Origin of the sequence: Acinetobacter populi (assembly GCF_002174125.1) — a bacterium.
Classification (GTDB): Bacteria; Pseudomonadota; Gammaproteobacteria; order Pseudomonadales; family Moraxellaceae; genus Acinetobacter; species Acinetobacter populi.
Genome location: NZ_NEXX01000002.1, coordinates 279,957 through 302,049, shown reverse-complemented (window position 1 = coordinate 302,049; position 22,093 = coordinate 279,957). Strand labels below are relative to the sequence as shown.

19 protein-coding genes are annotated in these 22,093 nt (G+C 41.5%); 11 read left to right on the top strand and 8 right to left on the bottom strand.

All coding sequences use genetic code 11. The features are described from left to right. Window positions 1–39: 39 nt before the first annotated feature. Window positions 40–276, bottom strand: coding sequence for an SEL1-like repeat protein (locus CAP51_RS07575; protein WP_087620146.1), 237 nt, complete (start codon window positions 274–276; stop codon window positions 40–42). Between the two features lie 333 nt (window positions 277–609). On the opposite strand from CAP51_RS07575, the gene CAP51_RS07570 reads away from it, so the two are divergent. Continuing rightward, window positions 610–945, top strand: coding sequence for a hypothetical protein (locus CAP51_RS07570; RefSeq protein WP_087620145.1), 336 nt, complete (start codon window positions 610–612; stop codon window positions 943–945). 35 nt (window positions 946–980) lie between these two features. On the opposite strand, the gene CAP51_RS07565 is transcribed toward CAP51_RS07570, so the two are convergent. Then, window positions 981–2,522 carry a M16 family metallopeptidase gene (locus CAP51_RS07565; protein ID WP_087620144.1) on the bottom strand — a complete coding sequence of 514 codons (1,542 nt, stop codon included), beginning with the start codon at window positions 2,520–2,522 and terminating at the stop codon, window positions 981–983. After that, window positions 2,519–3,925: a M16 family metallopeptidase gene (locus CAP51_RS07560; protein ID WP_087620143.1), complete on the bottom strand. Its 1,407-nt coding sequence runs from the start codon at window positions 3,923–3,925 to the stop codon at window positions 2,519–2,521. Before CAP51_RS07560 ends, CAP51_RS07565 begins: the two co-directional genes overlap by 4 nt. Window positions 3,926–4,309: 384 nt before the next feature. On the opposite strand from CAP51_RS07560, the gene ftsY reads away from it, so the two are divergent. Then, window positions 4,310–5,440 carry a signal recognition particle-docking protein FtsY gene (gene ftsY, locus CAP51_RS07555; RefSeq protein WP_087620142.1) on the top strand — a complete coding sequence of 377 codons (1,131 nt, stop codon included), beginning with the start codon at window positions 4,310–4,312 and terminating at the stop codon, window positions 5,438–5,440. A 154-nt stretch (window positions 5,441–5,594) separates the two neighbouring features. After that, the gene (locus CAP51_RS07550; RefSeq protein WP_087620141.1) at window positions 5,595–6,275 is read left to right on the top strand and encodes a DUF2057 family protein; all 681 of its coding nucleotides are present in this window, start codon (window positions 5,595–5,597) and stop codon (window positions 6,273–6,275) included. A 58-nt stretch (window positions 6,276–6,333) separates the two neighbouring features. On the opposite strand, the gene CAP51_RS07545 is transcribed toward CAP51_RS07550, so the two are convergent. The 4 genes from CAP51_RS07545 to CAP51_RS07530 form a co-directional block, all read right to left on the bottom strand. Next, complete coding sequence (locus CAP51_RS07545) at window positions 6,334–8,790, bottom strand: acyl-CoA dehydrogenase (RefSeq protein ID WP_087620140.1); 2,457 nt, start codon at window positions 8,788–8,790, stop codon at window positions 6,334–6,336. Between the two features lie 267 nt (window positions 8,791–9,057). Then, a complete protein-coding gene (locus CAP51_RS07540; protein ID WP_087620139.1) occupies window positions 9,058–10,263 on the bottom strand; it encodes an acyl-CoA dehydrogenase family protein in 1,206 nt (401 codons plus the stop codon). A 15-nt stretch (window positions 10,264–10,278) separates the two neighbouring features. Further along, window positions 10,279–11,589 (bottom strand): acyl-CoA dehydrogenase family protein, encoded by a 1,311-nt coding sequence (locus CAP51_RS07535; protein ID WP_087620138.1) that lies wholly within the window; start codon window positions 11,587–11,589, stop codon window positions 10,279–10,281. A gap of 295 nt (window positions 11,590–11,884) precedes the next feature. After that, window positions 11,885–13,261: an ABC1 kinase family protein gene (locus tag CAP51_RS07530; RefSeq protein WP_087620137.1), complete on the bottom strand. Its 1,377-nt coding sequence runs from the start codon at window positions 13,259–13,261 to the stop codon at window positions 11,885–11,887. A gap of 331 nt (window positions 13,262–13,592) precedes the next feature. Between CAP51_RS07530 and prmB the strand changes: the two genes are divergently transcribed. From prmB to rnhB, 8 genes are all read left to right on the top strand, one after another. Beyond that, window positions 13,593–14,600 (top strand): 50S ribosomal protein L3 N(5)-glutamine methyltransferase, encoded by a 1,008-nt coding sequence (gene prmB, locus CAP51_RS07525; protein WP_087620136.1) that lies wholly within the window; start codon window positions 13,593–13,595, stop codon window positions 14,598–14,600. A gap of 51 nt (window positions 14,601–14,651) precedes the next feature. After that, the gene (gene aroC, locus CAP51_RS07520) at window positions 14,652–15,743 is read left to right on the top strand and encodes a chorismate synthase (RefSeq protein WP_087620135.1); all 1,092 of its coding nucleotides are present in this window, start codon (window positions 14,652–14,654) and stop codon (window positions 15,741–15,743) included. A gap of 245 nt (window positions 15,744–15,988) precedes the next feature. Next, window positions 15,989–17,308 carry an NCS2 family permease gene (locus tag CAP51_RS07515; protein ID WP_087620134.1) on the top strand — a complete coding sequence of 440 codons (1,320 nt, stop codon included), beginning with the start codon at window positions 15,989–15,991 and terminating at the stop codon, window positions 17,306–17,308. A 149-nt stretch (window positions 17,309–17,457) separates the two neighbouring features. Then, entirely contained in the window at window positions 17,458–18,456 is a 999-nt protein-coding gene (locus CAP51_RS07510; RefSeq protein ID WP_087620133.1) for an adenosine deaminase, read from the top strand. 75 nt (window positions 18,457–18,531) lie between these two features. Beyond that, window positions 18,532–18,927 carry a hypothetical protein gene (locus CAP51_RS07505; RefSeq protein ID WP_087620132.1) on the top strand — a complete coding sequence of 132 codons (396 nt, stop codon included), beginning with the start codon at window positions 18,532–18,534 and terminating at the stop codon, window positions 18,925–18,927. Window positions 18,928–19,056: 129 nt separating this feature from the next. After that, complete coding sequence (locus tag CAP51_RS07500) at window positions 19,057–19,257, top strand: type II toxin-antitoxin system VapB family antitoxin (RefSeq protein ID WP_087620131.1); 201 nt, start codon at window positions 19,057–19,059, stop codon at window positions 19,255–19,257. Between the two features lie 215 nt (window positions 19,258–19,472). Continuing rightward, complete coding sequence (locus tag CAP51_RS17415; RefSeq protein WP_213062681.1) at window positions 19,473–19,661, top strand: PIN domain-containing protein; 189 nt, start codon at window positions 19,473–19,475, stop codon at window positions 19,659–19,661. 14 nt (window positions 19,662–19,675) lie between these two features. Further along, the gene (gene rnhB / locus CAP51_RS07490; protein ID WP_087620130.1) at window positions 19,676–20,266 is read left to right on the top strand and encodes a ribonuclease HII; all 591 of its coding nucleotides are present in this window, start codon (window positions 19,676–19,678) and stop codon (window positions 20,264–20,266) included. Here the strand turns inward: rnhB and CAP51_RS07485 are convergent. Continuing rightward, on the bottom strand, window positions 20,247–22,082 hold the full coding sequence (locus CAP51_RS07485; RefSeq protein WP_245809099.1) for a sensor histidine kinase: 1,836 nt from the start codon (window positions 22,080–22,082) through the stop codon (window positions 20,247–20,249). The genes rnhB and CAP51_RS07485 overlap by 20 nt on opposite strands. Between the last annotated feature and the right edge of the window lie 11 nt (window positions 22,083–22,093).

Genomic DNA, 22,093 nt, shown 5'->3' with positions numbered 1-22,093 from the left:
AAAATGCCACGATATGTGGCATTGGATGTGTTGATTAACCTAAGCTTCTTGGCATGCTAAGTCTTGCCAATATTGTGCTTTAAGCGAATCTCGTTCTACACGAAATCCCTGATAATACAATTGTGACAAGAACATTGCCGCTTTACCATGACCAGCACGGGCTGCGGTTTCCAGTTGAGAAATACCATTACGGTAATCCATTTCTGTTTGTACTGTGTTGACACCTGTTGAGTATAGATGCTCAAGTTGGTGAATAGCAGTATTTGTAAATTTCATCTTTCGACTCCTTTATATTTGTAATAAATGGATAACATCATCATTATCATTTGGATATGCTTTTTCTAGCGACTTTTACTATGTCAAAAGAACATGACACCTATATGACAATAAAAAAGAACGCTGTAGCAAGAGTGTTGAGAGACTTTAATATTTATTGGGAGCTAAAGTCTAACAATTTATTTGAATAATCAAAGCATATCGCTTGATAAGTCTTACTTATCTTTATCTCTTATACTTTAGATTGTCTTATGTGTCAATAGTTGTCGCTATGCATGTAAAAAATAATATACAAAGCTTGAGGGAAGGTGCGTTGCTGGTTAAACTCCATTTATGAAAACCAATGCTATCTATCAGTTAAAACACACATTCAAAGCGTTTCTGGCAACGCATTCTGCTGTAATTGATCGTTATCAATGTATTGTGATGTATGTCATTATTGCCATGATTCTGTCATGGGCGATACATTTACTGGATCGTCCGATTGCAACTCAACAGCAGCAAGAAGTTGCACAATATACCGCACAATATCTGTATCCACATACGCAAGGGCTGGCAACGGATTTGTTAGAGCAAACGCAACCGATTAACCAATATCAATATTTTAAGTTTTTACGCATTTTGCATTTTGAGCGTCATCGTATCCATTTTCAAAAGGATGAAGATTAAGCTGAGCTGATTTCTTGCTCATATTTATTGTATCGTTATTGTTGCTGCATTGGCTGTTGTTCTGATTCGGTCGGGGAAATATTTGTGAGCTGGCTATTGTCGAGATGGCGTTGTAATACGTCACGGTAAATTTTGGCAATGGCTGTGCCATCGATATCTTCGCCCGCAGTAATGGTGAGCATTTTTTGTGGATCGAAATGACGTTGCCATGCGGCTTGAATATCTTCGGCAGTGACACTGGAAATATAAGTGGGATATTCACTTAAATAATTGCTAGGCAAGTGATAAAAACCCATCATGCCAAGTTGTCCATTAATACTGGCATTACTGCTGAGAATTTGCGGGAAAGCTCGAAGCATACCGATTTTTGTGTTCTCGACCAGCGTTTCATCGAGTGGCTGATAAAGAAAATCCAGCAAGGTTTGATAAGCAACCTCAATGCTGGTCAAGAGCTGTTCACGACTGGTCGAGTAATTGAGTGAAAATAGTCCCTGCGATTGCATACTGTTTAAACGGCTGGACACGGAATATGTCAGCCCGCGTTTTTCCCTTAGTTCTTTCATCAGTAATGAATTAAATCCGCCACTGCCGAGAATTTCATTGCCGACCTGTAGTGCAAAACGATCTGGATTTGACTGTTGAATGCCGATTTCACCCATCATGACATGTGCTTGTGAAGAGTTAAAAGCCAAATTGATAATGGTTGATTTTTCCAGTGGCTTGGCATCAGGTAATGCCGCTGCGGGTTCACCTAATGGCAGATTATGACTGATCTGATTGGCAATTTTTTTGACTTGAATGGCATTAAGATCACCAGTAATGGCGATATTCATGTTATTGGCAACCAGATAGCGATTTTTAAATGCCTGAATATCCCGTGAGGAAATCCTGCGTAAACTTTGAATGGTGCCAGTAACAGGTTCTGCATAAGGGTGTTTGCCATAAATTGCCCGATAAAAGCGTACACTCATGGTTCGACTTGGGTTTTCCTGTACCTGTTGTTGGCCAACCTGAGCATTACTAAATAAGCGATCAATACTTGATTGTGGAAAATTTGCGCCTTTTAATAATAAAATCAGTTGATTGATCGCCGGCGTCAGGCGTTTCTCATCGGACATGACACGTAACTTGATAATAAACATATCCCGATAGGCCTGAGCACTATATTGTGCGCCCAGATTTTCAAAGGTTCGGGCAATATCATCGGCAGATTGAGTCGCAGTACCTTCATTGAGTAGTTGTGCAGTCAGGTTTGCTAGACCATACAAGCCACTACCAATACTCTGGTCGCGGGCTGAACCTGCATTAAAGGTTAGCTGAATATCGACAATCGGTAAACTATGTGATTCGGCAAAGAGCGTGCGTACTTTATTGTCGCTATATATTTCCTGTACATAAGGTGCACTAAAACTTTGATGCGATGGCAAATCATGCAGGCTTTGCAGATATTGGGTTGCGGTAATTGGCTGTTGCTGTGAATCTGAATTCAGATTGAAATCTTCTTCTAACTCTTGTGCAGCTGTAAATGGACTTGCCAGTATTGAACACAGGAATAAACAAGGCGTTAAATTTTTCATGGATTAATCTCCTGTATATCTTCTGCTGCAACAGGAGGTTCAGCAACTTCAGTTTCTTTGGGTTTAGGTTTTTTATCTTCGGATTGCAGGTATAAAGTCGCCAGATTGTCCCGATTAAAGTATTGCTGTACGACATTCTGAATATCCAGTGCCGTGATACTGTCATATAAAACAGGAAATTGGTCAATGATATGATGATTGATACTATTCACTTCCAAGCTACCAATCAACTGTGCCTGACCTTGCAAAGTATCCTGACTGAATATGAGTTGCGATAATGTGACAGATTGTACGCGTTGTAATTCTTCGGGAGAAACCAGCTCTGTTTTGAGTTGATTGATGACTTTTTCAATGGCTGCCTGTGCATCTGCCAAACTGGTTTTCGCAGCAGGAATTGCGGTAATACTAAATAAGGTATCACCCCGATTGATCATGTCGTAATTGACATTGACTGTGGTTAAAATTTTCTTTTTACGCACCAATTCACTGTTTAATCGTGAGGAAATACTACCGTCGAGAATATTTTTAAGCAAACTTAAAGCATAAGCCTGTTGCGGTTGCGACGCAGTCACCAGACTGGGTACATTCCATGCCATATATAAGTTGGGAACCTGAATGTGGGAGTATTCATCTAGATGGCGATAACCGGAATTTATTTTTTCATTTAAAGTAGGTTTAGCCAGCAAGTTTTTTTTGCTAATGTCACCAAAGAAGCGTTGTACCTGTAATAGCGTTTGTTTGGCATCAACATCCCCGACTACCACTACAATAGCATTATTGGGTGCATACCAAGTGTTATACCAGTTTTGCAAATCATTTAGGCCGAGCTGCTCAATGCTAGACATTGGACCAATTACAGGATTGCGATAAGGACTAGTCGGATAGGCAAGATAACGGAATTTCTCAAAAGCAAGGGCTTGTGGGTTATCGTCGGTACGTTGCCGACGTTCTTCCATGACGACACGGATTTCTGTTGCAAAATCCTGTTGTCGCAAATACAGGTTGCTCATGCGATCTGCTTCAAGTTCTAGCGCAAGATTAAGGTAATCCTTGGGGAAAAGCTGATAATAATAGGTGTAATTGTTACTGGTAAAGGCATTTAAACTGCCGCCATACTGGGCGTTAATTCTTTTTAATTCATCATTGGGCACACGGGTCGTGCCTTTAAACATCATATGTTCGAGTGCATGAGAGATTCCCAGCAATTGCTCAGGTTCGTCTGCGCCACCAACTTTGTACCAGATTTGCACCATCGCCAGTGGCGCTCGATGATCTTCCCGGATAATGACTTTTAACCCGTTATATAAGGTTGTACTGAGTTCGGCATTTTTTGCATGACTCCAACTGCATAGCAATAGGGCATTCAATAATATTGTAGAGAGAATTCGAATTAAAAATTTCATGTGCCAACAGTCAGGTCATTGAGTAAAATAGAAAAATAAACAGTTACTATAGATCAAAGTGAAATAAGCTTTAAGCCATTTTTCGATAAAAATGATGTGTTCGCAAGGCAATTACGTTTCGTTTGGTAAATAGATGGACATGTTTAAGAACTAATCACCACTTCGGTTTTTGAGATGTAATCTTTGCAATGCAAGATTCTTCATTTTTAACTTTAATTTAACATGTGATTAATTTTTGACGTGCTCTGAATTTAGCTCAAAAGTAGAACGCGCTATATTGCATTTTTTATGATAAAGATCACATCTCAACATGCCTAGTTGAAAAAAGTAAATGTGCTACAATAAAACAATTATTTGACTCTATTTAGGCATCAAGGACTTCGCATGCAACAACCGTTAAATTCACAACAAAAGATTTTGATTGATGCTGATATTGCTGATGATGATGTGACTTTGCCGAGTCTAGCCGCTGTCAATATACCGGTGATTGAAAGTCCACGGGTACAGCAAACCCAACCTGTTAAAAGCATAGAAACTGCAATTGCAGAAGAAGATCGCCAGTCTAAAGAAGAACAGGGCGAAAAATCAGGTGGTTTCTTTAGTCGCATGAAATCCGGCTTGAGTAAAACCCGTAAAAACCTTGCAGATGGTATGGTCAATATTTTGGTCGGAGGCAAGGAAATTGATGATGAATTGCTCGAAGAAGTTGAAGACCAATTGCTAGTGGCTGATATTGGGGTTGATGCCACCAAAACCATTATTAAAAATTTAACCGAGCGTACCGAACGTGGCGATTTGATTTACTCCCATTCCCTTTATAAGGCATTACAGGAAGAACTGGTCACATTGTTAGCCCCACGGGTAAAACCTTTGCATATCGATCCCAATAAACAACCTTTTGTAATTTTGGTGGTTGGGGTAAATGGTGTTGGTAAAACCACCACCATCGGTAAACTGGCAAAACGCTTACAGGGTGAAGGTAAAAAAGTGATGCTTGCCGCAGGGGATACGTTCCGTGCTGCTGCAACTGAACAGTTACAGATTTGGGGGGAACGCAATAATATTGCTGTCGTGGCACAAGGTCATGGTGCCGACAGTGCATCGGTGATTTTTGATGCCTTTGAAAGTGCCAGAGCCAAAGGTATCGATGTACTCATTGCCGATACAGCAGGGCGTTTACATAATAAATCTCATTTAATGGACGAATTGACCAAGGTAAAACGGGTCATGCAAAAAATTGATGCTACGGCGCCTCATGAAATTATGTTGGTGGTGGATGCAGGTACAGGGCAAAATGCCATTAATCAGGTGCAAATGTTTGATGAAGCAGTGGGTTTAACCGGATTGACCATCACCAAACTTGATGGCACCGCAAAAGGTGGCGTGCTGTTTAATATTGCCAGTAAAACCCATGTGCCGATTCGTTATATTGGTGTCGGTGAAAAAATTGATGATTTACGTCCGTTTTCTGCCAAGTCTTTTGTAGCAGCATTATTCCAGACAGATGAAAAATAACATGAATTCTTTCAAAAGCCGACATTGTTCGGCTTTTGTTTTATCCTGCAAAGTAAAGCAAAAATAATGATTTGTATAAATGTCATAAAAACGTCATCTTTTAGCAGCATAGTTCATATAGTTTTAAAATGACAGTTTGATGAAAAGGTTGAGTATGTTTAAGCAAGGGTTGATCGCTTTGGTATTGGGCAGTGTAAGTTTTTCTGCACTCGCAGCAGTAATTGTTGAAGCACCGGAAGAAATTGTCGTTGTAGCAATTGATGATCAGGAAGTTGGGGGAAGCATCTTTCGTGGTAAGTTGAGCCAATATAAGATTGATGCTGGTCAACATAGTATTTCGGTTAAATATCAGGAAATTTTTAACCATAATGATGGTGAACATGATGTTTTAAAATCAAATATTGTGACGCTGAATCAGCTTGAATTAAAAGATGGGCAGACTTATCAGCTCACTTTGGTGAATGCGCCGAAAACTTTTGAAGATGGTCAAAAATTTGCAGAACAACCGGTGATTGGTTTAAAAGATGCCAAAGGGCAATTGATTGCACAACAAGCAGGTGCAACCAGTAAATCCAAGCCATGGTTAAGTCAGGGTATTTTTGGTTCGATTCTGGATTTACGTCAAAAAGATGATAAAAATACCAATCCAAACCAGTCATCAATGATTCAGCCTGCAAGCACACAGCCTGTTGCAACGGCAACGACAGTAAGCACAGCTGCGACAACGACAGTACAGGGCAGTAAAGATCAACAATTAATAGACCTGTGGAAATCGGCGACACCAAACGAACGCCAGCGTTTTATGACATGGCTAACGGAACAGGCATCAAAATAAAAATTTATTGTCATGTCCTAAGCCAGTCGTATGACTGGCTTAAGTTTTTTAATGCAGCTTAAAGATATTGCTGATGTGGATTGTGTAGAGGCTCTACCTGTTGCAATTGCATATCAAAAATATCTGTCAGCATACTGTCAAAGCGTTTGGCATTATATTTTAATAATGTGCTGGCTTCTTCCTCACTGATAAAACCGGTTTCAACGGCATGTTCAATATGCGCCTCAAAACTTAGGCCATCAAATTGACCTTTATTCTCAGCTTTTTTGAATTTGTCCCAAAGGGGTTCAATCTCCAATAACATCTGGAAGGTCGATTCCATTCGGCCATTGACATCATCTGCATCCGATGAAGAGAACACGTGCTGTTTTAATTGCTCCCTAAAGGCATGATTTTGCATAACCAATTCGCCCAGTTTAAGTTTGAGTTGATCATCCGGTTTGGCAATCGGGCGACCAAACGGGAAGCAAATCCATTTCACCAGTGTGGCAGGAAGTGGCATCGGGAAATTTTGATAGAGATCATAAAATGCCTCTTGAACATTAAATAATGATTTTTCCAGTGCAAGTTGTGCATGAAGCTGTTCGGCTTTACTACGTTGGCCATGTTCATAAAATTTTAGAATGGCTGTTGCAATAAACAGGTAGGCAACAATATCTGCAAGACGTCCAGACAGCATTTCCTTGCGCTTAATATCACCTGCCAGCAAGCCCAAACACAAGTCGGCGGTTAAGGCAAAATTTGCACTTAAGCGGTTAATGTGTTTGTAGAATGGGCGGGAAAAGTCATCGGCAGCTTGCGTGGCATCAGCAGGACCACCAGTAAATGCGTAAGCAAATGAACGTGCAGTTCGGTTAAAGGTATAGCCCAGATGTTGATAAAAAATCTGGTCAAATTGCTTTAATGCCTTGTCTTTATCTGGGGCTTGCAGCAATTGTAATTCTTCAAACAAATAAGGATGGCTGCGCATTGACCCTTGACCAAAGATCATCAAAGAGCGACTTAGAATATTTGCACCTTCTACCGTAATGGAAACCGGAATGGCTTGGTACATTAAGGCGAGGAAATTACGTGGTCCCATTTGGATAGCACGTCCACCCACCACATCCATACCATGATTGACCATTTTACGCATGGTTTCGGTGGCATAATATTTGGCGATTGCAGTCATCATGGCAGGTTTGCCACCTTGATTTAGACCGCAAGTAACCAGATAACGAAATGCTTCCAGCATATAGGCATCACTGGCGATATCGCTGGTGGCTTCTTGAACGCCTTCAAATTTACCCACCGAGAGTTTGAATTGCTGGCGAATCTTGGCAAATGCGCCGACATTTAAATAGGTCATTTCACCTGCCGCGGTAGAAAGTGCAGGTAGGGAAATACCACGTCCGACACTTAAACATTCCATCAGCATACGCCAGCCTTTGCCAGCATTGACTACACCACCAATGATCCAGTCAATTGGAATAAATACATCACGTGCCTCGACTGTACCATTCATAAAAGGCGAGCCGGGATGATGCCGTACACCGGTTTCAATCCCTTCATGACTGGCCGGAATCAAGGCACAAGTAATACCATATTCTTGTTTGGACGCATCACCTAATAAGCCTTCCGGATCATAGAGTTTAAAGGCAACGCCAATCACAGTTGCAATCGGCGCTAGGGTGATCCAGCGTTTGGAAAAATTCATGTTTAGCCCAAGCACCTGTTGGCCTTGATATTCACCCATACAGACAATACCTGTATCCGGAATCGATCCTGCATCGGATCCTGCTTCGGGGCTGGTTAAACCAAAACAGGGAATTTCTACACCTTTTGCCAATCCCGGCAAGTATTGATCTTTTTGTGCCTCTGTACCGTAATGTAATAAAAGCTCGCCTGGTCCTAGAGAGTTAGGCACCATACAACTCACCGCAGCAGTCAATGAACGAGAAGCAATCTTGCTCATGATCCGACTCTGGGCAAATGAGCTAAATGCCTTGCCGCCGTATTCTTTGGGAATAATGAGTCCCAGAAAACCTTTATCTTTAATAAATTGCCATGCTTCGGGTGGCAGGTCTTTTAATTCATGATGAATCTGCCATTCATCCAGCATCTGGCAAAGTTGCTCGACCTCATTGTCCAAAAAGGACTGTTCTTCTTCAGATAAAGTCGGATAAGGATATTGCTCAAATTTTTCCCAGTCGGGCGCACCCATGAAAAGATCTTTTTCCCACCAGCTCGTGCCAGCATCCAGCGCTTCTCGTTCAGTCGTGCTCATACTTGGCATGGCATTGGCCAGTGTATTAAATGCAGGTCGGGTATAAAATCCCATGCGTAAAGGTGCAATAAGCAATACCGTGCCGACCACAATTAAAGGTAATCCGAGGATTAATGACCATGCCGAAATAAATGCACTGATGATGGACACTGCAATAATCACGCCTGAGCCAACAGGACGAGACAGTTCAAAATAGAAAATAGCCCACAGGCTAAAAACAATGATCAAAAGACTTAAAATAAACCACATATACACTTACTCCCAGAAAATCCTGATCCCAGCAAGGGATATGGAACACAGCGTAATCAATCGAGCTTTAAAAATTTTTGAAAGGTATTTATTGAGGAAAAAGAATTTAGTAATTTAATTTTTAACATTTTTTTGTTGGGGTTGTACATGGTTTAATCAGTTGCGTTTTGTGAAGATACGTAATTTGGACGCAAACGGATTTTCTGACTGACAAAAAAATTGCCAGAAATAATATCTGGCAACTTGTATCATTGGGATAAATGTTGGTTATTTTAATTCACTGGAGGATTTTCCTAGTTCGCGACGGGCAATAATTAATTGCTGAATTTGCTGTGTACCTTCAAAAATATCCAGAATTTTGGAATCTCTGGCCCATTTTTCTAATAATTCATCTTCATTGTAGCCGACACTGGTCGCCAGTTCGACACATTTCAATGTAATTGCATTGCCAATACGTCCAGCTTTGGCCTTGGCAATTGATGCCTCTTTGGAATTAGGTTTCTTATTGTCTGCCATCCAGCAGGCTTTTAAGGTTAATAGGCGTGCAGCTTCCCATTCTGCTTCCATATGATAGATTTGTGCAGCAATATTCGAGGTTTGTAAGTAAGGCGTTGCATAGTCGTCTTCCAATTGATCATGGAAAATTTCTTTAATACGCTCTAGTGATGCTTTGGCACAGCCAATTGCCATTGCTGCAACCAGTGGACGGGTATTATCAAATGTCTCCATAACACCGGCAAAACCTTTAGCTACATCGACTTCTGCATTCCCCAATAAGTTTGCAGCGGGCACACGGCAATCAATAAAACGAATAGAAGCAGTATCAGAAGCTTTGATGCCCAATTTATGTTCAAGGCGTTCTACCGTCATGCCGGGCGTGCCTTTTGGTACCACGAAAGATTTAATTGCCGCACGTCCTGCATTACGATCCAATGTTGCCCAGACCACAACACTATCGGCACGTTCACCGGAAGTGACAAAAATTTTCTCACCGTTAAGAATGTAGTCATCACCATCTTTGGTGGCTGTGGTACGGATCGCCGCAGAGTCTGAACCGCAATTCGGTTCGGTAATGGCCATGGCTGCCCATGTGCCTTTAAATCGTTGTAGTTGCTCATCATTGGCAACTGCTGCAATGGCAGAGTTGCCTAGTCCTTGACGTGGCATGGATAATAACAATCCGGTATCGCCATAGCACATCTCGATGATACTGAGTGCCGTGGATAGATTGGTACCATTGCGATTGCCTTCATTTGCCGTATCACTACGTTTACCTGCACCAGCAGCACCGGCATTCATACCTTCACCGCCTTCATTCATGCCATCGACCAATGCAGACAGCATATCCAGTTCTTTTGGATAAGCATGTTCAGCTTTATCATATTTACGTGAAATCGGGCGTAATACGTTTAATGCTACTTCATGTGCCTGATCAATCAGCATTTTAAACTTTTTCGGATTTTGTAAATTCATTGTTATTCTCCAGAATTAGGCATGTAAACCTGATTGCATAATGGCGGTTGCACGTAAATCACGATACCAGCGTTCCACAGGATGTTCCTTGGTAAAGCCATGTCCACCTAAAATTTGGACGCCATCGGTACCGATTTTCATTGATTTTTCTGCACAGAGTAAACGCGCGAGATAAGCTTCCCGATGAAAATTCTGTCCTGCTTCGGCAAGACTTGCTGCATTCCAGACCAGCATACGCATGGCATCAATTTCGATGGCTATATCTGCGATCATAAATGCCACACTTTGCCGATGCGAAATCGGTTCGCCAAAGGCAATGCGTTGATTGGCATACTCGATACAATAGGCTTTGACTGCTTCGGCTGTCCCAACAGCCATGGCACACCACATCAGATTACCGAGATCCAGAAATTCCTGATAATTAAAATCATCATCGCCTAAACGCTGTGCTGGCGTTTGATTAAAACGCAGTGTGACGGTTTCGGCAGCTTTTAAGCCCATTGCTGGCGTTGGTTTGCTGGCAATACTTTGATCTGGTTCGACAATAAAGACTTCCGGCTTACCATTTAAATCGGCAGTGACCAGTAATAGGTCGGCAGATTCTCCCAGAATCACCAAGGTTTTATCACCAGTAATTTCATAGCCGTGATCAAGTTTGCTGGCTTTGGTTTTGAGTTGTAGGGGATTAAATGCTGGGGTCGCTTCCTGACTGGCGATGCTGGCCTGAATCTCACTATCTTCGGCAAAGGCAGTTAAATATTTGCTTTGAATTTCAATATTGCCCCAACGGGTAATGGCATTGACGACACTGAAAGTACTGAGTAATCCTGCGGCAAGACTATAATCACCACGTGCCAGATCTTCGGCAATGAGTACATTGCTTACCACACTTTGTTCTGCTGCCACACCGCCATACGATTCGGGCAAGGCATAGAAATTTAACCCTAGTTCCTGTGCTTGAGTCCACAATGGGGCAGGAAATTTGGCAGCATTATCCGCTTGAGCCGCGGCAGGATAGATCACTTCCGAAGCAAAACTTTGTAAGGCTTCACGTAACATGGTCTGTTCTTCGGTTAATCCCAAATCAAATAAATTTTTGGATTGTGGATTGAGCCGTTGTTTACTGTCTGACGTTTTTTTTTGTTGCTGTTTACTTTTTAATAATTTTTGACTTTTGGAAAGGGCACTAAAACTGGTTTTTGAACCCTGATATAGTGAGCGTTCGATGAATTTACGTAATCGTAGTTGATCAAGTACCTCGCTGGAAGCCAATTTTGTTAATGCGGCTAATCCTAAACCTTGGACTTTATTTATCATATGACTCATGTGCAATCCCTGAGTGAAAATTTGATTGATCTTTGTTTTTATCTTGGCATAAGTATGAAAAAAAACTATCGCATCCGTGACTATTGGAAAAAGTTTTTCTGACATTTTTGCTTAAAGTTTAAATTCTATTAAGCTATTAATTTATAATTAAAATCTTATGTTATTTGCTTTTTGAAAAAGTATTGAATTGGTAGAAATGACACAGTAAGCATTTAACTGACCGTGCAATCATATATTCTGTATTGATTTACACACGTACAAAAGATGCACGTGTGATCTATCCTGTGCAGGAGATTTATTTTAAAAATGGCGTTACCATATCTCGGATATTGGTTTTGGCATCAATTACGGTCATAAAAGTATAGGCACCAATAAATTTACGGCTAATAAACATAAATTCCTTGGGCGGTACGGAAAAATAACGTGATGCCATAGATTTACTGGCTTGTTGAATGACCCGACTATGCAACTGGCTTTTTTTCCAATCATAACGATGTTCTGCATCCATTAAACCTTCCGGCATTTGAGGATTGTTTTGCGGTGTGCTAAAAGCCTCAGTTGCCAGCAAAAATACTTCTGCCATATCTGGTTTGATTGATGCTGGAATGGAATCAAAGAAATGATAACCGGTCATGGCTGCAACCATCTGTGCTTTATCGTGATGATAGCCGGCAATAATCAGGTGACGTGCGACATTTAGCAGATGATCATCAAACTGACGAATGGCGCCAAAATCTAATAATACAATTTTGTCTTTAATATCTGCACCATTACCCAGACGAACCAGATAATTACCAAAGTTCGGATCGGTCTGCATTTCGCCCCATTCAAACAATTCACGAACTGCAATATCAAGTGATGCTTCACCCAGTGCATTACGACGTGCTTGAGGCAAGGTCAACATGGCAGGGCTATTGATTGGTACACCACGCTCAAAGGTCATACACAAAATGCGATTATTACTATAATCATCGACAATATGCGGTACGATGTAGCGATCATCTTTGGCTAGACGTTCGGCAAAACGTTTGGTGGTTGCAGCTTCCATATGATAATCGACTTCACGATGCATCATACTGCGGACTTCTTCGTACCATTCATCAAACTCACGGGTTTGTGGCACCATGCGGGTAAGTTTGAGCATGCTGCGAAACAGGCTCATATCGGAGTCGATGGCTTCTGCAACACCGGGATATTGTATTTTTAAGACCAGTTCCAGACCATCGGATTTACGCGTGGCACGATGCACTTGTGCCAGTGATGCAGTCCCGATTGGTTCACGATCAACATTTAATTCATCAAGTTTGCTACCTAACTGGCTACGCAAATGCGGTTCAATCGCAGACCAAGATAAGGCAACAGTTTTATCATTGAGCGTATTTAGGGCGGTGGTAATTTCTTCGGGTAAAAAATGTTCGCCATACAGCGCCATCATTTGTCCGATTTTAACCACCGAACCTTTGAGTTTACCAATTTCCTGTACCAGATAATTGGCTTGTTCAGTCATTGCCTGTTTACGTTTTTTCTCTTTTTCAGTTTCACTGGAAAACATACTGGTGGCATTGGCAGTTGCCCAGCGTGTACCCGCCAGCAGTGATGCTTTTGCGATAGATAAACGACGGTCAAAAGCTGATGTTTTGAGATTGTCTAATTTGTCATTTTGATCTGACATAAATGCAAAATCCTGAAAATTGAGAAACATGCAATGCAGAAGTGTACACTAAACTGGCAATGGTTTGCGTATAAAAACAGTAGGCTCAGATACAAACTATAAAGTTTTTTGGCTGCGTGTGGGGAAAAAATGACAAATAATTGTTTACGGGGTTTATAAAATCGTCGAGATCAAATTAAATTAGGCGGCAAATTTTATTTCGCATGCTCTGATGAAGAATAAAACGCCAGATTCAAACGATATATGTGCTTAATTTGCGTTGTAACCTTATATCGGTTGCAGAAAAACAGTAGAATATAACGCTATTTTTCTATTGTTGGAGTGTCTCTGCGTGGATCATCCATTGATTAGCCAGGAAAGTTTACAAGAAGCTGCCGATCAACTGAGTACAATTCGGGATTTTATCCGTTTTGGTGTCACTGCCTTACGTCAATATGATGCACATTTGGGGCAGGGTACAGAAGATTTTTTTGCGGAGAGTTCGGCGCTAGTGATGCAAACACTTTCTCTGGACTGGTCAGCCGATCCTGAAATTCTAGATGCCAAATTACTGGCTTCAGAAAAACAAGAATTTCTACAGTTATTGGCGCGTCGAATTAATGAACGCATTCCAACCTCGTATTTATTAAATCTATCTTATTTTGATGGTAAGCCTTTTTATGTCGATGAGCGTGTATTGATTCCTCGTTCACCGATTGCAGAATTGATTCAGTCACGCTTTGCGCCCTATTTTCTCGATGAACTTGGGCAAATGCATCAAGATATTCATCAGTTACCACAGAATACCAGTCCGAAAATTCCGGAACGTATTTTAGACTTGTGTACAGGTTCGGGCTGTATTGCGATTGCGCTGGCATATGCCTATCCAGATGCCGCAGTAGATGCCACAGATATTTCCAAGGACGCATTGGAAGTGGCAGCCATAAATGTCGAACATCATAACAAACAATATCAGGTGGCTTTGCTAGAATCGGATTTGTTTGATCGTGTGCCAGCAGAACGTCAATATGATTTGATCGTATCCAATCCGCCTTATGTGGATGCCGAAGATATGGCAGATTTACCGGCAGAATTCCATCATGAGCCGGAACTGGCACTTGCCGCAGGACAGGACGGTCTGGATCTGGTGCGTAAAATGCTCGCGGTTGCCGCAGACTATCTCAGTGAAGATGGTTTACTGGTGATTGAAGTAGGCAATAGTGAATGGGCATTAAAACAGAATTTTAATAAAATTGATTTTCACTGGTTAACTTTCCAAAATGGCGGTTCGGGTATTTTTGCCTTAACTGCACAACAATGCCGTGAGTATCAGGCCATTTTTCAGCAAGCGATTGAATAGAAATCCCCCTAACCCCCTGTGAAAAAGTGGGAATATCAGGAGTAAAAATACATGGCAGGTAATAGTATTGGTCAATTATTCCGTGTCACTACCTGTGGTGAGTCACATGGCGCTGGCTTGATGGCAATTGTTGATGGTGTACCGCCAGATTTGGCACTGTCAGAAGCAGATTTACAGCATGATCTAGATCGCCGTAAACCCGGCACTTCAAAATTTGCCACACAACGCAAAGAACCAGATCAAGTCGAAATTATTTCAGGTGTATTTGAAGGCAAGACCACAGGAACACCGATTGGTTTGTTGATTCGTAATACCGACCAGAAATCCAAGGATTATGGCAATATTGCCCAGACTTTCCGTCCGGGCCATGCAGATTATACCTATACACAAAAATACGGTTTTCGTGATTACCGTGGTGGCGGACGTTCCAGTGCGCGTGAAACTGCCATGCGGGTCGCAGCAGGGGCGATTGCCAAAAAATATCTGGCAGAAAAATTTGGTATTCTGATTCGTGGTCATGTGACCCAAATCGGAACGGAATATGCCACCAAACTGGATTGGAGTGAAGTACCGAATAATCCGTTCTTTTGTGGTGATGTTGATGCAGTTGCACGGTTTGAGGCGTTGGTTACTGCACTGCGTGAACAGGGGACCAGTTGTGGTGCAAAATTAGAAATTTTGGCAGAAAATGTCCCTGTTGGTTGGGGTGAACCGGTTTTTGATCGTCTGGATGCCGATATTGCACATGCCATGATGAGCATTAATGCGGTCAAAGGTGTGGAAATTGGTGATGGTTTTGCCGTGGCAGGACAGTTTGGTCATCAATCCCGCGATGAATTAACACCTGAAGGTTTTAATGCCAATCATGCTGGTGGGATTCTTGGTGGAATTTCAAGTGGTCAGGATATTCGTGTGGCAATTGCACTCAAACCGACTGCAAGTATCACCACCGCAGGCAAAACCATTAATTTACAGGGTGAAGCAACCGATGTGATCACTAAAGGTCGGCATGATCCATGTGTGGGTGTTCGTGCAACGCCAATTGCCGAAGCAATGCTGGCAATTGTCTTAATGGATCACTTTTTACGGCACCGGGCACAAAATGCAGATGTTGTCGCACCATTTCAGGCAATTGCACCATAATTTAGCTGGATTTAAGTCCTGACAGTTGTCGGGACTTTTATTTTCCCAAGAATTCACGTTTTTCGTATCTATTATTGCATCAAACTTGAACATTTTTGCTCAGGATGGCATGCACATTGCTAACAAAATGCATGTCAGGATCAAATATTGGTTTAATTTGGTGCGATATTTGTCTATGCAACCTTAAAAAATCTGCGAGATATTGCTCTCATGTTGCAAGACAAGTGTCCATAAGAGGATTCATCATGCAAGACACACACTCATCACCGGGATTGCTGCAACGGGTATTTCATCTCGAACAAAATAATACCAATGTTCGTCGTGAAATTCTGGCAGGATTCACCACGTTTTTGGCGATGTGTTACATCATCATTGTTAACCCAAGTATTCTGTCTTTAACTGGCATGGATCAGGGTGCTGTATTCGTGGCAACCTGTATTGCCGCAGCGATTGGCTGTCTGGTGATGGGAATTGTTGCGAATTATCCGATTGCACTGGCACCGGGCATGGGATTAAATGCCTATTTTACCTTTTCTGTGTGTATGGGCATGGGCGTACCGTGGCAAACTGCCCTGGCGGCTGTGTTTGTTTCAGGACTGGTGTTTTTATTCGTAAGCCTGTTTAAATTCCGTGAGGCAATGATTAATGCCATTCCGATGTCATTAAAATTATCCATTGCAGGCGGGATCGGCTTTTTTCTGGCACTCATCGCCTTAAAATCGGCTGGTGTGGTGGTTGGAAATGAAGCAACGCTGGTGAAAATGGGCGTACTGTCTTCACCTTCGGTATTGTATGCTAGCCTCGGGTTTTTGTTGATTGTGGTGATGCATCATTATCAGATTCGTGGCGCAATTATCATCAGTATTTTGGCTGTCACCATTTTATCAACTGTACTGGGTCATAATGAATTTCAGGGTGTGGTGGGGAGTATTCCGTTAATTGCACCGACCTTGTTGCAGATGGATTTTCAGGGATTGTTTAATGCCTCAATGATTGGGGTGATTTTTGTTTTCTTTCTGGTTGATTTATTTGATAGCACTGGAACATTGGTCGGCGTGTCACAACGCGCAGGCTTGTTACAAGATGGCAAATTACCACGTTTAAAACGTGCACTGATGGCAGATTCAACAGCAATTATTGCCGGTGCAGCATTGGGTACCTCATCGACTACACCTTATATCGAATCGGCTTCCGGGGTTGCGGCAGGCGGTCGTACTGGTTTAACTGCGGTAGTGGTGGCAGTACTGTTTATTTTGGCACTATTTTTGTTTCCACTAGCACAAAGTGTTCCTGCTTTTGCCACTGCACCTGCCTTGTTGTATGTTGGTGTATTGATGATTCATGGCGTAACAGGCATTGACTGGGATGACATTACCGAAGCAGTTCCTGCCTTTTTAACCATGATTTTTATGCCATTTACCTATTCGATTGCCGATGGTATTGCAGTGGGATTTATTAGTTATGCGCTGATCAAGTTATTGACAGGTAAAGCAGCAACTGTACCGTATATGGTCTGGATCATTGCTGGGTTATGGGCATTTAAATTTGCAGTCTTTGGTGGTTAAGTTTGCTGGTTAAATTTTTGTACTGTGCTTTATTACAGCTTTTAACAGTTAACACTGATTTTATAAAATCAGTTTGGGGTAAATAACGCCCCACGGTGTAGTATGATGACATCACGTGCTACACCTTTTTTGTTTTGGAGGAGAGCATTATGCAACATCAGCAACTCATTGCCGCATTGCCGAAAACGGAATTGCATGTGCATATTGAGGGCACATTTGAACCCGAACTTATGTTCGCCATTGCCCAGCGTAATCAGGTGCAATTACCTTATGCATCGGTGGAAGAGCTAAAACAGGCATATAATTTTCACAATTTACAGTCCTTTCTGGATTTGTACTATGCCGGTGCCAATGTATTGCTCAAGGAACAGGATTTTTATGATTTGACCTGGGCCTATCTGGAAAAATGCCAGCAAGACCATGTAGTACATACCGAAATCTTTTTTGATCCACAAACCCATACCGATCGTGGTGTTGCCTTTGCTACCGTATTTAACGGCATTTATCGGGCATGTCAGGATGCAAAAGAAAAACTTGGCGTTAGTGCGTATTTAATCATGAGTTTTCTACGCCATTTAAGTGAAGAAGCGGCATTTGAAACGCTTGAACAAGCGCAGCCATTTAAAGATAAAATTATTGCTGTAGGGTTGGATTCCAGTGAAGTTGGTCATCCACCTAGTAAATTTGAACGGGTTTTTGCCGAAGCCAAAAAACAGGGTTATCTGATTGTGGCACATGCCGGAGAGGAAGGACCGCCTGATTATGTATGGCAAGCACTGGATTTATTGCATGTGAACCGTATCGATCATGGTGTGCGTTCGGAAGAAGATCCACAACTGGTACAACGATTGTTTGAAGAAAAAATGCCGCTCACGGTCTGTCCTTTAAGCAATCTAAAACTTTGTGTGGTCGATGATATGGCAAAGCATAATATCAAACGTTTATTGCACAAAGGGTTAAAGGTCACCGTCAATTCTGATGATCCGGCATATTTTGGCGGTTATATGAATGATAACTTTATTGCCATTACGCAGGCACTGGATTTATCTACACAGGATCTCAAGCAATTGGCGATCAATTCCTTCGAAGCCAGTTTTTTACCAGATGCACAAAAAATGGCTTGGATTAACAAAATTCAAGCGTTATAGCATATAAAAGCCTTGTATAGTGTCCAAGGTTTGCTTGATGCAACATTGTAAAATCGAAAATTAAATGGGTTGATTATGAAAAAATTTTTATTGGCCGCAGCATGTGCTGCGGTAGCATTAACCGGATGTGCTACACCGACGACTGGAACAACAACAGCAAATGGTAATGGTACCGTAGGTACAGCAGCAGCGATTGGTGGCAATGTCTTAAAAATGGCTGTGGATAATCAATGTCGTACCGAGTTGAATGCCAACAATGCGTTTCGTGCGATTGCGTTAACCATGACGGCTGAACAGCAAGATGCACTTGAAACTAAAGTTTGTGGTTGTGTCAGTGAAAAAGCATTACAAAACGTCTCTGCGGTAGAGTTAGCGCAGGCTGCTGTTGATGCTAACGCACGTACACAAATTGTTGCCAATACTGTGGCAAAAACTTTAACAGCTTGCTATTCAGAATTTGTTGGCAAATAACTTATCGTTCAATAATAGGCAATTGTGATCAAAGAAGCGGTCTATGGATCGCTTTTTTAAATTGATTTAATCTCTCTTCGAGAATTATGCTAATGTGTATATTACAAATATTTATACACAGGTGATCATATGCGAACCAATATTGTGATTGATGACAATTTGATGATGCAGGCTTTACAAGCGAGTGGTCTAAACACCAAGAAAGAAGTGGTTGAAGAAGGGTTAAAGTTAATTATTCAGCGACACAAACAACAAGCAATTCGTGAGTTACGTGGCAAATTGCAATGGGAAGGTCAGCTGGATGAAATGCGTGATGGTATACAGCAGTGATACTGGTGGATACAAGTGTATGGATCGATTACTTTAATGGAAAAAATCAGCACATACAGATTTGCTTGATCTGGCATTGACAGAAAGTAGTGTTGCGATTGCTGATTTGATTTTTCTTGAAATATTGTAGGGATTTAAAGCAGATAAAGATTATGAACAAGCAAAACAAGCCTTACAAATATTAGATCAATATCGTGTTTTTGAGGGTAATATGGTTGAGCGATGCACAGAAAATTATCGTTTTTTTGCGCAAGAAAGGCATAACGATTCGTAAAACAACCGATGTGATTATTGCGAGTTATTGTATTGAGCATCATTTACCATTGTTATTTGTAGATCGTGATTTTTTACCATTTGTGCAGCATTTGGGTTTAATTAATGTGATGAACTTTAAAAAGTTTTAACTTCGGGAAATAATATGAAGATTGCAGGTGTAGATGAAGCTGGACGTGGTCCATTAATTGGTTCGGTGGTGACTGCTGCGGTGATTTTAGACCCAAATAATCCGATTGAAGGATTAAATGATTCCAAGAAATTAAGCGCAAAAAAACGGGAAAAATTATTTCTGGAAATTCAGGAAAAAGCATTGGCATGGTCAATTGCCGAAGCTACCCATGAAGAAATTGATGCAATAAATATCCTGCAAGCTACAATGTTGGCTATGAAGCGGGCAGTGGAAGCTTTAAAGATTACACCCGATCTAGTGCGAATTGATGGTAATAAATGTCCAGATATTGCATTAAAGTGTGAAGCAGTAATTGGTGGTGATGCTCTACATGCCGAAATCAGTGCAGCCAGTATTCTGGCAAAAGTCACACGCGATCGTCAGATGCAGGCGCTGGATCAACTTTATCCAGATTATGGCTTTGCCAGACATAACGGTTATCCGACCAAAGCTCATCTGGACGCAATCCAGCGACATGGTGTCTTGATCCAGCATCGTCGCAGTTATAAACCGGTACGCTTAATACTGGAGCAGTTCGAAACGGTTAAGGTTGAATCGGCTTAAAATCTTTAATTACCTGAATGAAGGTTCGACCCGTTTGCGATTCGATGTGCATATTTGCCTGAATTTTTGCTAATCGAATCTGCATGCTTCGAATTCCAACACTGATTCCAGATTCAAGTACAGCGTCCACATCAAAACCAATGCCGTTATCTTCAATCTCTAAAACAAGCTGGGTGGGAAGCCTGTAATAGAGATGAACATTCACCTGTGTTGCCTGACTATGCTTAAGAATATTAGTTAATGCTTCTTCAATTACACGTAATAAAGTTAAACATTCCAATGCCGTAGGTTTACTTTGCCAGACTGTCGGAAATGACCATGAGGATTGAATATCCAATTCATCAAAAATCTGAGTAAAACGGTAACGTACTGGAGCGCCCCATATCATTGGTGTTTCGGGAACCTTGGCGCCCGCACTGGAACCGCTATCAATGATTTGTCTTAAATCATCACGTAATAGTTTTAACATGGATAAGAATTGTGGATTGGTGAGATTGTGCTTGCTTTGATCAACAATTGCCATGGAGCGTACCAACGAGCCGCCTAGTCCATCATGTAGATCATGGGAAAGGTCCATTCTTTCCTGCAATCTGGTATTTTCCAATGCCAATTTATGCTGAATATTTAACGAAGTGGTTAATTCTTCTTTGGCCTGTAAGACATTTTCTTTTAAAGTTTTATTGAAGCCTTCGATGCGTTTAACATTTTTGGACAGACGCATAGCCAGAATAATCGCAATAAGAAGTGTGGTTAACGGTGCTGTATAGGCAGCCAATGGAAAATCATGGATCACATGAAACATATATAAAATATCGTGAGTGAGCACTAGAAGATAGATAATAAATACGCTTGCTAGAAGATAGGCTTCCAATAGTGCGGATTTTTTGGCAATCCAGAGATAACTGATAAAATGAATAACCAATATCAATATTGCCACGATAAAGGTAATGAATAAAAAAGTATTGAGGATTGCAATATGATCAGGTAGAAAAATTGCTAACAAAGCAACACCCAATAATATTAAAATTAAACTTCGTTCCAGATATGGAAAACGTCGCTGTGCCAGTCGCCATGCATATAAACATGAAAATACTACATAGGCAAATATAGGGATAATACTGATTCGTGCCAGTTGTAAGGTGTCCAGTCCAAAAGGTGGTTCAAGAGCCAGAACATTGTAAATAATGAGAACCCATGCCAGTGAATTGAGGGCAAACCAGCCAAATACATATTCCTTAGGCTGAAATAACCAGACCAGAAAGGCAATTACGCCCAGTGTCAGGGAAAAAATCAGGTTAAAAAACATCAAGACGCGTTGTTCACGCCAGAAATTCTGATATCGTGGCATGACTTGACTCGCATCACCCAAAACGACCTGACCCAGACCTGAGGTCTGCGTAGCCACTGCCACAACCCGAATCCAGATGATATTTTCACCTTGTTTCAGTGCAGACGCAGGAATATTCCAGTAACGGGGCATATTCCAGCTACGTGATAAAGGTTCGACTAATGATTGATCCTGCCAGAGTAAATCATCATTAATATAAACTTGTCCTGCCATATTGATATAGCTAATCACCAGTGTTACCGGATTTTTCTGGGTGATCGGGCAATGATAATCCCATTGGATTTTATACCAGACACTCCCTGAATACAGTTTCCAGTGATCATCAATAAAATCGGGAAATTGTTTTATCGTATGCCAGCCCTGTAACGGGCGTTGTGTACCATCACCTATTGCTTGTGCAACAGCGATATGCTGAATATTTGTCGTACATGCGGATGGCTGGGCTGCGTAAGTTGTAGATGCGATCAAACATAAAATAC